The organism is Bradyrhizobium sp. BEA-2-5 (assembly GCF_032918025.1).
Taxonomy (GTDB): domain Bacteria; phylum Pseudomonadota; class Alphaproteobacteria; order Rhizobiales; family Xanthobacteraceae; genus Bradyrhizobium; species Bradyrhizobium pachyrhizi.
On record NZ_CP136629.1, the window covers coordinates 4,509,850 to 4,521,496 of the forward strand.

The 11,647-nt window shown below is 62.6% G+C and carries 17 protein-coding genes and 1 tRNA gene; 7 read left to right on the plus strand and 11 right to left on the minus strand.

Annotated elements, in window-relative coordinates:
- The first annotated feature begins 222 nt into the window (after nucleotides 1–222).
- Nucleotides 223–299: transfer RNA gene (locus RX327_RS21025), tRNA-Arg, on the plus strand.
- An 85-nt stretch (nucleotides 300–384) separates the two neighbouring features.
- Nucleotides 385–708: a peptide deformylase gene (locus RX327_RS21030; RefSeq protein ID WP_317246995.1), complete on the plus strand. Its 324-nt coding sequence runs from the start codon at nucleotides 385–387 to the stop codon at nucleotides 706–708.
- A gap of 58 nt (nucleotides 709–766) precedes the next feature.
- Here RX327_RS21030 and RX327_RS21035 read toward each other — a convergent pair whose 3' ends face one another.
- From RX327_RS21035 to RX327_RS21045, 3 genes are all read right to left on the minus strand, one after another.
- Entirely contained in the window at nucleotides 767–1,399 is a 633-nt protein-coding gene (locus tag RX327_RS21035; RefSeq protein WP_317246996.1) for a TetR/AcrR family transcriptional regulator, read from the minus strand.
- Nucleotides 1,400–1,459: 60 nt separating this feature from the next.
- Nucleotides 1,460–3,049 (minus strand): alpha/beta hydrolase domain-containing protein, encoded by a 1,590-nt coding sequence (locus RX327_RS21040; RefSeq protein WP_317246997.1) that lies wholly within the window; start codon nucleotides 3,047–3,049, stop codon nucleotides 1,460–1,462.
- A gap of 124 nt (nucleotides 3,050–3,173) precedes the next feature.
- Complete coding sequence (locus RX327_RS21045; RefSeq protein WP_317246998.1) at nucleotides 3,174–3,692, minus strand: hypothetical protein; 519 nt, start codon at nucleotides 3,690–3,692, stop codon at nucleotides 3,174–3,176.
- A 1,222-nt stretch (nucleotides 3,693–4,914) separates the two neighbouring features.
- Between RX327_RS21045 and RX327_RS21050 the strand changes: the two genes are divergently transcribed.
- A complete protein-coding gene (locus tag RX327_RS21050) occupies nucleotides 4,915–5,448 on the plus strand; it encodes a DUF992 domain-containing protein (protein WP_317246999.1) in 534 nt (177 codons plus the stop codon).
- Nucleotides 5,449–6,050: 602 nt separating this feature from the next.
- Here RX327_RS21050 and RX327_RS21055 read toward each other — a convergent pair.
- Together RX327_RS21055 and RX327_RS21060 are read right to left on the minus strand one after the other, a co-directional pair.
- On the minus strand, nucleotides 6,051–6,290 hold the full coding sequence (locus RX327_RS21055) for a YdeI/OmpD-associated family protein (protein ID WP_082190588.1): 240 nt from the start codon (nucleotides 6,288–6,290) through the stop codon (nucleotides 6,051–6,053).
- Nucleotides 6,291–6,310: 20 nt separating this feature from the next.
- Complete coding sequence (locus RX327_RS21060) at nucleotides 6,311–6,724, minus strand: SRPBCC family protein (RefSeq protein ID WP_050384541.1); 414 nt, start codon at nucleotides 6,722–6,724, stop codon at nucleotides 6,311–6,313.
- Between the two features lie 233 nt (nucleotides 6,725–6,957).
- On the opposite strand from RX327_RS21060, the gene RX327_RS21065 reads away from it, so the two are divergent.
- Nucleotides 6,958–7,263, plus strand: a complete 306-nt coding sequence (locus RX327_RS21065) for a hypothetical protein (protein ID WP_050384599.1) — start codon at nucleotides 6,958–6,960, stop codon at nucleotides 7,261–7,263.
- Between the two features lie 117 nt (nucleotides 7,264–7,380).
- Here the strand turns inward: RX327_RS21065 and RX327_RS21070 are convergent, their stop codons facing one another.
- The 3 genes from RX327_RS21070 to RX327_RS21080 form a co-directional block, all read right to left on the minus strand.
- Nucleotides 7,381–8,016, minus strand: a complete 636-nt coding sequence (locus RX327_RS21070; RefSeq protein WP_317247000.1) for a 2-dehydro-3-deoxy-6-phosphogalactonate aldolase — start codon at nucleotides 8,014–8,016, stop codon at nucleotides 7,381–7,383.
- 11 nt (nucleotides 8,017–8,027) lie between these two features.
- Nucleotides 8,028–8,927, minus strand: a complete 900-nt coding sequence (locus RX327_RS21075) for a 2-dehydro-3-deoxygalactonokinase (RefSeq protein WP_317247001.1) — start codon at nucleotides 8,925–8,927, stop codon at nucleotides 8,028–8,030.
- Between the two features lie 141 nt (nucleotides 8,928–9,068).
- Nucleotides 9,069–9,284, minus strand: coding sequence for a hypothetical protein (locus RX327_RS21080; protein ID WP_026192800.1), 216 nt, complete (start codon nucleotides 9,282–9,284; stop codon nucleotides 9,069–9,071).
- 208 nt (nucleotides 9,285–9,492) lie between these two features.
- On the opposite strand from RX327_RS21080, the gene RX327_RS21085 reads away from it, so the two are divergent.
- Nucleotides 9,493–9,669 (plus strand): hypothetical protein, encoded by a 177-nt coding sequence (locus RX327_RS21085; protein ID WP_167350394.1) that lies wholly within the window; start codon nucleotides 9,493–9,495, stop codon nucleotides 9,667–9,669.
- Nucleotides 9,670–9,683: 14 nt separating this feature from the next.
- Here RX327_RS21085 and RX327_RS21090 read toward each other — a convergent pair whose 3' ends face one another.
- Nucleotides 9,684–9,959 carry a hypothetical protein gene (locus RX327_RS21090; protein ID WP_050384538.1) on the minus strand — a complete coding sequence of 92 codons (276 nt, stop codon included), beginning with the start codon at nucleotides 9,957–9,959 and terminating at the stop codon, nucleotides 9,684–9,686.
- Nucleotides 9,960–10,099: 140 nt separating this feature from the next.
- Complete coding sequence (locus RX327_RS21095) at nucleotides 10,100–10,276, minus strand: hypothetical protein (RefSeq protein WP_162832424.1); 177 nt, start codon at nucleotides 10,274–10,276, stop codon at nucleotides 10,100–10,102.
- A 188-nt stretch (nucleotides 10,277–10,464) separates the two neighbouring features.
- On the opposite strand from RX327_RS21095, the gene RX327_RS21100 reads away from it, so the two are divergent.
- Both RX327_RS21100 and RX327_RS21105 read left to right on the plus strand, forming a co-directional pair.
- Complete coding sequence (locus RX327_RS21100; RefSeq protein WP_028331884.1) at nucleotides 10,465–10,689, plus strand: hypothetical protein; 225 nt, start codon at nucleotides 10,465–10,467, stop codon at nucleotides 10,687–10,689.
- A gap of 196 nt (nucleotides 10,690–10,885) precedes the next feature.
- The gene (locus tag RX327_RS21105; protein WP_050384537.1) at nucleotides 10,886–11,242 is read left to right on the plus strand and encodes a DUF6481 family protein; all 357 of its coding nucleotides are present in this window, start codon (nucleotides 10,886–10,888) and stop codon (nucleotides 11,240–11,242) included.
- Nucleotides 11,243–11,298: 56 nt separating this feature from the next.
- Here RX327_RS21105 and RX327_RS21110 read toward each other — a convergent pair whose 3' ends face one another.
- Nucleotides 11,299–11,532: a hypothetical protein gene (locus tag RX327_RS21110; RefSeq protein ID WP_410712070.1), complete on the minus strand. Its 234-nt coding sequence runs from the start codon at nucleotides 11,530–11,532 to the stop codon at nucleotides 11,299–11,301.
- Nucleotides 11,533–11,647 lie beyond the last annotated feature (115 nt).

Here is an 11,647-nt window from a genome sequence, read left to right on the forward strand (position 1 = left end):
GGAGTGAAGGCACGGACATGAACGGACGAAAAACGTCGCAGATCGCATTGCCGACATTCCTTTGACCAGCCCCGACGGCAGCATCGTGCGGCTCGGCGGGCTGGACAGGCCAACGCAGGACGGGCGCCCTGCTCGCCTTTGTCGTTCGACCACAAAAATCGGTTCGGACGGACTTGGCGGAAAGGCGGATTTTTCATAATGGCGGTGCTACAAGGCCGCAACGGTCCCGTAGCTCAACTGGATAGAGTAGCGGATTTCTACTCCGCGGGTTGCAGGTTCGAGTCCTGCCGGGATCGCCAGTTTGCACCGGCAGATTTTCTTTATATTTCAAGGGCCTTTAACCGGTTTGCGACGCAAAGCAAATTCACGCTTTGTGTAGAACAAATGCGGATCAATGGCGCTGTTTGTCGCCAGATATTGCACCAAATCACCGGAAGATCCCCGGACCTATTCCGCACAACGAAACGATTGCACCGCGAAGGCAGCGTCTCGATGCCCGGCGTCAACAACGAGGTCGAGCGCCACGCGCGCATCCGCATCCGCTGTCAGGACGTCTACGGCAACATGCAGACCGAAGACTCCGACGGTCTGCGCGCCGTCTGCCATCAGCACGAGATCGAGCAACTCGATGGGATGTTCTGGATCGGCAGGCCGTCGCGGCTGAAGCGGGAGCGGCTGATCAAGCGGTTTGAGAAGATGTCCGCCTAGTGCGGGGTTGGGGAAAAGGAAGATACAGTAATATTGAACGACCCAATGACAAAAAGGCTCATTTACTGAGAAGCTTGAAAAAGCCTTTCGAGAAGGAGTGAAGCGGCTCGGAACGGCGCTCGAGTTTGGCGCGCAGGACCGCGCCCTCCCAGCCGATCCAGAAGAATTCGGCAAGCCAGTCGCAATCGTGGCTGGAAGAGATCGCACCCATGGTTTGAGCATACTTCAAGCACTTGGCTGTGCGCTGCTGCCAGTCGATGAACACATCGAATAGTTGCCGACGAAAAGATTGTGGAAGTGCACCCATCTCCTGGCCAAGATTGCCCACCAAACAGCCGCGCGTATAGCGGAAGCGCTTCATGGCAGACGCAGCATCGTCGGTAAAACCCCTGAGCCTTTCGAGCGGGGGATGCTGCTCTTTCAGGAAGAAGCTGTCGAGCTTCCGCGAAAAATAGCTGGCGTAGCTGTCGATCAGTTCCGCTCCAAACGCTTCTTTGCTCGCAAAGTAGTGGTAGAACGAGCCCTTCGGCACGTCGACGCTACGCAAGACTTCCTCGATCCCCGTCGCGGAATAGCCCTTCTCCGTCAGCATGACGACACCTGCACGGACCAGCGCGTCACGGGTCGCGCTAGTGCCGGCAAGTTCTTTAGGTGGTCGCCCGCGACGGCGGCGAGGCAGCGTCTTGCTCATGCAGATCGTAATAGACCGATCGTCTAGGAGAAGCAAACCGCCTGTGATGCGGACGAACCTTCACCGTGGTTCGGTATTCACTGGTGCGGGCGCGAACAGGTTGCTCGACGCGGCTTCCTGAATGATCACCGCTGCATCTTCCGGCAGCATGAATCCGCGCTTAATGAGATCCTGCGCGGCAACCCGAATCCGGTTCACGTAATCGTCGCGGCCGTGATAGCGCTCTTCGATCGACGGGCGGGCGTCACCGGTACGCTCTCGTTCCGCTTTCGTCGCTGCGAATGGCGAGAAGGACCCGATCAGCATGCAGGTGAATGTCTGCGGCTGGTTCTGGGCGCCATTGGTGCCGGTCGGCACCGCGACATCCGGCAGCCGTACGCCGCCGAGCGCGTTGCCGTCCTGATCGCGCTTCGGCACCTGTATGACTGCGGCGGAAAGCCGGGTCGGGGCGCGCAGCGCAGGTGGCTCGCCGCCCGCGGCTTCAAGCGGCATAAGTTCGCTGGCGGGCGGCTTGGCGCCGCGGCTCACCCAGGCATCAAGGTGCAGCAGGAGGGCCCGCGACAGCGGCGCCCAATCGAGGCGGCCCGGCGTCAGTGTGCAGGCCGGTGCCCTGGGGGCGGGTACGTGCGGGCCGCCCGCGATATCGTACATCCGCGCATTGGCGGGCAGTGGCTGATCCGCGGTTCCGGACGCGCCTGTGCGGCCAAGCGAAGCGCGCAGCGAATAGTAGTCCGTGGTGGAGCTGACGAGTAACATCTTCGGAGGCACCTCGCCGCGCGCCTCGACCTTGGCCGTGATCTCGCCGATCGTGAGAGGTCCGTCATTCACGCCGGGAAAATCCGGATTGTCGAATGTGGGAGCCCCCTCGGCGCTCGACATTGGTCCAACGCCCGTCTGAAGGATCGGAAGAAGGCCGGCGGCCGAGACGAACACATGCATGCCGTCGAAGACGCGCCGGTTGCCCATCATGTTGAAGCCGTTCAGGAGAAAGGTTTTCAGGAATCGTCCATCCTGGGACCTGCCGCTCGCGAGCACGCGGTTGATCGCTCCCCCGAGCGGGTTGGGCGTTCCACCCTTGTCGGAGGCTGCATGCGCGAGGAAATCCGCGGCGTCGCGGACGATCGCAAAGCCCACTCCCTCGACGAAGCGTGTCTTGCCGTCGGCGTCGGCGAACGAAGGCAGGTCCGCGCCCTGTCCAAGCTCCCAAAAAACCTCCGCAACCGCGAAACCGTGATCCTGGAGAAAGCCCGTGCCCTGCTCCAGCGTGCCCGGGAGGAATCGCACATCGCGTGGCGAGTTGTAGATCGCCTCGGCCCAGACTTGCCCGCGGTTGGGTACGTCCACCAGCAATGCGCCGTTTCCCCCGCGAGGAGCCGCCGGCATCATGAGAATAATCTTCGCGGCGTAGTCGACGCGCCCACGTTCATTGCGCGACGCCTTGTCGATCCCCGGAATGACCTCTTGCGGCGATAGGTCGCCGTGGATCTTGCCCTGCCAAATCACATAATCGCCGGCACGAAATGTGCCGTAAGGCTGCTTCGACGTGAACTCGATCCGGGTGACTTCCGCGCTCGCGGGCCGTGCCGTCGACATGAGGGTGAACAAGCAAAACAAGAACATCCCAATTGGCCCGTTTCGACGGTGCGGCATGGGAATTCTCCATAGTCGATAGCGGATGGTTCCGAGCATTTTTTGATCACGATACGCCGTATCAGAAGCGGACATCATGGATCGGCAATTTCTCACCGGTCCATCGCCTGTCGCGAAGACCTTCTCACTCCATCCAATAGTCGATGTCGGTCTGATTGGCATTGACGCCGGCCTTCGGCTCGGACGGCCCGTGGCTGCTAATGATGCCACAAATCCTGGCGAGGCTACCTGTGCCTCCAGTAATGACGCCCGATGTCATGTTTGTAAGCTTCCCGTCTCCACTGCTTTGGGCGACCAGAGATGTCCTGACAAAAAACTTGTCGCCATTCTCCAGTATCCAGACGTTGTAGATGAGGGCCGGACCATTGTTATCGATGTAGTCCGACATGCCGCGCGTCCACTGCTCCTTCAACTTCGACCCGTTGATCATGGGGGCATCGCCCCCATAGGTCCGCCGAATTTCGAAGAGCCGAGCTTGATGTCCCGGAATGTCGCCAACGTCGATGACGTGTTGTTGGGTGTATACCGTCTGAGTTGCCGGCGTATCATAGCTGACGTGGTGCTTTTGCTGCGCAATGGCCACCGGCGCGGTTAGAGCCATTGCGAGAGTGATCGTCATTCCAAGCGCGATACTGCGAAACATGCGTGACCTCTCATGCTGGAAACCAGCCAACCGCGAAGGAGTCGGCGGACGTTGCTTATTGAAGATGTCTCGATCAATCCGTCAGCGCTCGGCAGCGACCGAACTCCGCCAAAGCCAATCACTGCATTTTACCGAGACCCATAAATTAGACCGATCGTCTAATATTTGGCTGCGAGCGATTTCGCTAATCACTCTTTATTGACGCTTTGTCGCGACACGTTTCCTGCCGCGAAGGCAGCGTCTCGATGCTCGACGTCAACGGCGAAGGCGAGCGCCACGCGCGGATCAGGTATCAGGACGTCTACGGCACCTGACCTGCGGACGCGCGAGCTGCAGCGAGAGCGACGCGTGCCGCGAGCGTGACCGGGCATGGGCAGCGCGCCAGGCGCGGCAGCTCAATGCCGATTGCGAGGAGGAGATCGCGCGGCGGCACGGCGCCCGGTTTGTTTCTACTCCGCGGGTTGCAGATTCGAATCCTGCCGGGATCGCCACCCTCCCTCCTCGATGAAACCATTTTCCGCAAGCCGCGAAGCCGGCCGGAAACAAACCCGGCGTAGTGTCCCGGCATTGGACCAAGGGGATTAGGTCATGTGGGATTTCATCAACGAATTGTATCGGGATTTCTGCCTGGCTCGCCTGCAGGAGATGCGGAAGCTCGAGCATCATATCTGAGCGGGCGGAGCATCGGTGGCGATCAGCCGTTCTCGCGCCGCGGCTTGGATCACACGGACAATCGGACCTTCGCCAGCACACACGCAGCCAACACCAATCCATCGCGGGCCCCCAAGTCCCCGTATGATTACGGGGGCGCTCGAACCTTGGCGCCGGTTTTGCAGACACAAACATGACTGGGATTGCGGGCCCAGATTCGAACAGGCGCCGCCGGGACAATGCATTTCGAGCCCGGCGGCGTAATTTTTCGGGACAGGCTCACCGCCGTGATCCGAACGGCTTGGCGTCAGCGCCGGGACCGGTCCTTTGCCTCGCCCCGTTACTCTCCTGCCTGGAAATCAAGCACGCTCGTTCGACGGCGATAGATACACAATCGAGGTGTCAGCCGGCACGGCGATGAAAAAGGGATCGCCGTTGCTTGATCGTCGTCTTCCTGGCCGATCGCTCGCGAACGTCGACCGTCGGCAGCAATCAAACCCATCTCTAAGGCTCTCTTAACCACAAACGAAGGCCGCTCGCGGGGAATGGGCCGATTGCGCGCCGATCCGCGTTGTCCGGCACCATGCGTATGACATGCCGTTCGATCGCCTCTGCTGTGTGTGGTGCGGCGGTTCTCGCTGCGCCGCTCGCAGCCGCCAATGCGCAGCAGGTGCAGGCCGGAACGCTTGAGTGTCGCGGCGGACCCGATACCGGGTTCGTCGTGGGTCCGGTGACCAACCTCAATTGCGTGCTGCACGTCGATAGCACGCCGGACGGTCGTTATGTCGCAGCCATCCGCAACCTCGGTGTTTTGATCGGAGATCAAGAAGTCGCCATGACCTGGAAGGTGATGGCGCCGGTGCCGTGGCTTGGCAGCGACGATCTCGCCGGCGGCTACGCCCATGCCGAGGGCGCCGGCGTCAACGTTCTCGCCGGCGGCACGAATACGCCGATCACGCTGCATCCGTTGAACGAGCAGAACGTCCCCTCAACGCCGCCCCCTGAAAATCGAGAACCTCGAGATTCGGCCGGTGGACCGCTGACCCTGGGCGCAGCCAAGCCATGGCCCGCGCGGTCGCCAGAATGCACAACGCCGTCCGCTTGAAATACATGCGAACGGCGCTGGCCCTAGCCCCAGGAAGGTGATGCAAAATCCTGACAGCTCCAAGTGTGCACACTTTGTGCCAGCGGCGCATGTCCCAAATTGGCTATCACGCGGCATGGCCCAAATGGGCCATTTGGAAACACAGAAACAAAGGTAGGTTAGGCACCGAGGCGCCGGCGACGGTGCCTCACGACCAAAGTGTCTACTTGGCCTCAGCGTGGCCCACGCGCTGAGGCCTTTCTTTTTCGATGTTCGCCGTGTGCCGTGAAATCACTCGCCGTTTTTATCATTCAGCGCACGAAACGATTCCGTAGTTCTCCGTGCGTGAACAAAGTTCCGGCCGCGATTGAGGGACTGATCGCTTTCCGTTCGTGCGATTGCAGGTTCCACTTGCCCGTGAGCGCCGGCAGCGCGCTTCGCAATTTCTTAATCCAAGAATGCCTCGCTAGAAGATCGTGAGTGCGCGCGTCGGTCGTCGATATTTTTCAGGACCGCGATGGACGATTCCGAGATCGACTTTTTCTTCGATGAGGATTCGCGCGACCAAAACATCAAGCGAGCGATGAGGACGCACAGCGCGCAGCGATCACGCCGCGAGAGTTTCACTTTGGTTTGCTCGGCCGATGCGCCATTCCCATATACACTCCACCGGCCTTCAATTCCGCCAGCATATGGTCGATCCGCTTGCGCCGTGTTGCAGTTCGCACGCTGCGGCCGATCCAGTGCAGATAGTCGTTGCGCCGATACGGCGGGCGCGCCTTGAACGACTGCATCAGTCCGCTCGCATCGAGCTCGCGGCGGATGCTTTCCGGCATCGCCGCGCGCGGTCGCTTCAGCGTCACGACGCCCTCCGATCGCCGGATCAGGACCGCCGCTTGGCTTCGACGTAACGCTTGAAATTGTCCAGGATCGCCTGCCAACCGCCGCGCTGCTGCTCGACCGAATGGGTATCCTCGCTGTCGAAGCTGACCTGCACCTTGACGCCGCCGGTCTCCGGCGTGAACGCGACCTGCGCGCTGCGATCGCCGAACGAATATTCGAGCAGACGGAGCTCCTCGACCCTGGTGTAGGTGCCGGCGAAATCGAACCCCATGCTGCCGTCCTTGGCTTCCATCCGCGACGAGAAGGCGCCGCCGGTGCGCAGGTCGACGGTCGCGGCGGTCGTGTGCCAATCGTCGGAAGCCGCGTTCCACTGCTTGATGTCGTCGGGCGTCGTGTAGGCGCGCCAGACATCCGCGATCGGCGCGGCAACGGTCGTTTCGACGGCAATCCTCATATCTATTCCCTCGTTGCGATGGGGTGAAGCTGACGCGCCTCCCGGGCGGCGCCGGACCGCGGCCATTCTATTAGGGCCATCGACGCCTTCGTCAAATGGCAACGCCCGGGCCGCCGGGAACATGAGGAGATCCGGGATGCCATTCAACCAACCAAATGGTGCGTGGTCGTCACAAGAATTTCGTCAGGAATGACCGTGTATGGAAGACGGGTCCAATGCCCGGAGAGCGCGTCATGCGGAACCTGAACACCGTCCTGAGCAAGCTGAACGACCGCCTGCTGCGGCTGGAGGGCGAATTGTTCGTGCTGCGATCGATCGCGCGCGTCGCCCTCACCGCGGGCGACGAGTCCGCCGTCCGCACCCGCAAGCTGCTCGAAGGCGCAAGGCTCGCGCTCTCGGACGAAGCCGAACGTCCGCTGGACGCCGCGACCGGGAAATACGTCGCGGCCGCGATCGCCATGGTCGAAGAACTGCTCGAGAATCCGCGCGAGGCGGCCCCGCTGTTCAGGGTGATCGACGGCGGCAGGCGGGACGATTAGCGCACTTGCTTTGGGTCTAAGGCATGATCCGGAAAGGTGCGCAGCGGTTTTCCGAAAAGATCATGCTCAAACAACAACCTAAAGCGCGAAGACGATTCATCCTGATCGCATCGCGCTTTAGTCGGCGTCCGCCACGGCCCTGTCATAAGCCTCGATCGTCACCCTTGCCCTGACGGCAATTTCCGCGGCCGTCATGCCCGGCTTGTAGAGGCTGCTGCCGAGACCGAAGGCGCGAATGCCCGCCTTCACATACTCCGCAAAGTTCTGGTCCGAGACGCCGCCGACGGCGGCGATCATCACGCCGGCCGGCAGCACGGCCCTGATCGCGGCGATGCCGGAGGCGCCGAGCACGCTCGCCGGGAAGAATTTCAGGCTCGACGCACCCGCGCGCGCGGCGAGCAGCGCCTCGGTCGGCGAAAACACGCCGGGCATCGTGATCATCGCGTGGTCCCGCGCACGCGCCAGCACCTCGGTGTCGACATTGGGCGAGACCATGAGCTTGCCGCCGACTTCGTCGAGACGATCGACATCTGCCGCGGTCAGCACCGTGCCGGCGCCGATCAACACGCCTGATGGCGCCTGCTTCACCGCCATCGCGATGGAGCGGAACGGATCGGGCGAGTTCAAGGGAATCTCGATCGCGGTCATGCCGGCTTCGATCAGCACGCCGACAATGGCCTCGGTCTCCTCGGGCTTGACGCCGCGCAGGATCGCGACCAGCGGCCGCTTCATCGGCGGAAACGGAATACTCATGCGTTGATCCCTCACTTCTTCCAGATCGTCGCCGCCGCGCCGGCGAGGCCTCGGCGAACCGCCTCCTCCGCGTCCACGGCATCGAGCGGAATCGAAAGGGCTTCGAGCGCCATCTGATAGAGCCGCTGCAACCGGCCCGAGGCAATCAGCGTAACCGGCGCTCCCTGCTCCCGCTCCGCAAGGCCGGCCGCGAGCTCAACGCCGATCAGCGTGCCGGAGATCGTCTCGCGCGCGGCCTGTGCGCTGCCGCCGAACAGCAGCTGCCGCGACCGCACGCGAAACAGCAGATTGGCCGATAGCGCCGGAGCCGCGAATGCCGCCGCGACAGCCGCGCGGAACGCATCGCCATCAACCGCTTCCTCGGCGCCGACGACGGCATGCGACAGGATGGTGTTGAACAACTCTCCGGTCATGAAGGTCGCAAAGCGCTCGACCGTTCCGCCGCGGACCTTCACCCATTTGGAATGCGTTCCCGGCATGCAGACGAGAGCCTCGCCTGGCGCGTTCAAGCCGAGCGCACCCAGCAGCTGGGTCTCCTCGCCGCGCATGACGTCGGGCGCGGCGGCATCGCGCTGCGCGATCCCAGGCAGGATAAGGATCTCGCGCGCCTGCCCGCTGACCACGACGGCGCCGTTGAGGATGTCCGTCAGATGCGCCGGCGTATCGATATAGCCGGCCTCGACCCAGCCCTGCCGCGCGCCGGCCATGCCGCAGATCACGACCGGCAAATCGGCCGCCGCGCCCAGCGCATCGAGATGCGATTGTAGCACCGGCGCAAAGCCGGTCCTGGCGGCCGTGGTCATGCCTTCATCGCTGCGGCGCTCACCGAGCACCTTGCCACTGGCGCTGATCAGCCAGAGCCGGAAGCTGCTGGTGCCCCAGTCCACCGCGACATAGGAAAGCCCGCTCATCGCGCCCCGTTCCACGCTCTCAGTGTCCGGCGCGCCGACGGCGCCGCTGCCCAGACGCGATAAAGGCGATCATCGCGCCACGCAAGGCGGCCCGCTGACGTGACGCCACGAGGCCTCGCCGGCATCAGGTGCGCGGATCAATCACCGCGCGCCCTTCAGCGTGCAGGAGGTCGTGCAGGTGGTCACGTTGCCGCGGTCACATTTGATGCAGGCGTTGACGCACTGATCCATGACCTTGGGATTGTACTGACTGTAAAGATTGGCCGCACAGCTGTTGGTCGATCCCGTAACCTCCGGGTCGGACCAGCAACCGGACAGTAAAAATGCTGCGGCACTCAAAATGGCGACCTTGCGCATAAGGCCTCCTGCCACGCCGTATCCAAGTAACGTTGCAAGTAACCTTGATGGGTTAGGTTAAATTCCGGTTTCAATTGCGGCCTTATTCGGAAGCAGTATTGCTTATCCACCGGACATTTCCCCAAGGTCCGGGCCCACACCGGCAAGGCCGTCAGGCGACCCCGCCTGGCGGCTTTGTTGCCCAGCAATGCACAAGGAAACCAACAAGATGGCCCGAAAGCCGCGGTGGTCGTTCAAGGAGGACCGACGACTGATGGAACTGGCACGCTCCTCGAAGTCGCTGGAGGAGGTCGTGAAGGCGACCGGCCGCTCGCCGGAGCGGATCAAGAAGATGGCCATGCGCCTCGGCCTGTCGATCAAGCCGCGCGGTACCACCAAGAAATGACTTGAAATACGGCGCTAGAGTTCTGGCGGACAGTCGTCCTTCGCCCGCACCGGGATCGCCTTGACCTCGCCCTCCGGCTTGGCCTCAGCCTCGCGTTCCGCCTCGGTCCCCCGGGTGCAGGTGGTCAGCACGAAGGCAACCCGGCTGCATTGCCATTCCGGCCCGAGCGCCGCATTGGACACCGGCTCGGGCGACGCCAGCGTCAGGGATAGATACGCCACCAAAACGGCACCCGCCGCGCCTGCGGCAGCCAGCGCCGCGCCCTTTCCGGACCACAGCTTGGACATCATGGCCTTGGTTCCCGCCGATCTCCAGGAGTCGAGGCAGCCCGCCCGTCCGCGTGTGATCGGAATCACAACCGGGATCAAACAGTTCAGCCCGAGTCTTTGGGCTTGATGTGGGATCGATATTGCACTGCCGCAAGACGGCGTCAGCGCGCCGGCTCGATCACATTACAGTTGGTCCGGCCCGACATCAGGCAGTCCTGCATCTTGCTCGCCGCCGTCAGGTCATGCGCGAGCCAGAGGCCGACCGCGAGCATGACCGCTGCGACCAGCAGTCCGATCAGCGCGCCCCTTCTGCTGCCTCCGTCGTCGGATTCGCTCATGCGAGCTTCAGTTCCCGATTGCCACGGTCCGCATCATGACCCTTTGCACGGTTGCGTGCGATCAATTCTGCAACAGTCGCACAACGAAATGCACGGCCGCGGCGGTCGGCACCGCAATTCCGTTGCGAGCCAGGGGCGACTCGCGAAAAACTACTCGCTGAAGTGGAGCGCGTGTGCGGGGCGTGCCGATGAGCGAACAAGAAGCGACGACGTACGACTATCAGCGTTACAGGCAGTTGCTCTCGGAGGCTGTCGATGAGAGCAGCAGGCAGCGGCTGATCAGCCTGCTGATCGCCGAAAAGGCGCGCGACAGGCTGGAAGCCCAGCGCGCCTCGGACCGGAGCGCGATGACCGCCGAGACGGTCGCCAAGGTCCTGGGTAACGGACGACGCGAGCACCTCCAGCGCGGCTGAACTTTTCAACAGCCCTTGGTGACCAGCCACTCACCACGCGCCCGCGGAGCGCGAACGATGGCCGCTTGACGCTGGCTCATATCTCCCTTGCTCCACAGCCCTCCGTTCGCCACTGGCAATTTCGTCGCCATTCACTTATTGAAACGCCGAACCAACCCCATCCATCACCCGAACAGAAAGCAGCAAGGCTTCCTCTATGAGTGGCTTCAAGGAACCGGGTTTTGCCGACCGCCAGAAAGCGGCCCTGCAGGCGCGGCAAAACCTCCTCAACAAGTTTCGCGCCCAGCCGGGAGCCGACGATCCCGCTGTGAAGGCACGTGCCGAGGAGCGCGCGGCGATCGCCGACCGCCGCGCCAAGGCCAAGGAATCCCGTGAGGCCGAAAAGGCCGAGCAGAAGCGCCGCGAGGAAGAGGCCGCAGCCGCCGAGGCCGCGCGCATTGCGCGCGAGAAGGAAGAGGAAGCCGCCCGCGAGGAGGCGCTGCTCGCCGAGCAGAAGGCCAAGCGCGATGCCCGCTACGCGGCACGCAAGGAGCGCGGCAAGAAGAAGCGCTAAGGCGCAACCAGGCCCGCCAGAGCGGCGGGCCTGCGGACAGCGGGCGATGACGGCAGTCAGTTCTTCTTCATGCCGTCGTCTTTCTTCATCATCGCGCCGCCGTCCTTCTTCATGGCGTCGTCCTTCTTCATCATGCCACCGTCCTTCTTCATGCCGTCCTTGGACATCGTGTCTTTCTTCATCATGCCGTCATCCTTGCCCATCTTGTCCTGAGCAAAGGCGGCCGGGGCCAACGCGAGGCTGAACGAGAGCAGCGCGGCGGAAAGGCCGAGGCGGGTCTTGGTGGTCATGGTGATGATCCCTTGTGTGGTCGAATGTGAGCGCGACGACTTGCCGCTCTCTACCCGACGCACTTGCGCCGGCCGTCGTTACCTCCAATAACAAATTCTTGAAGCGGCGCGGCGC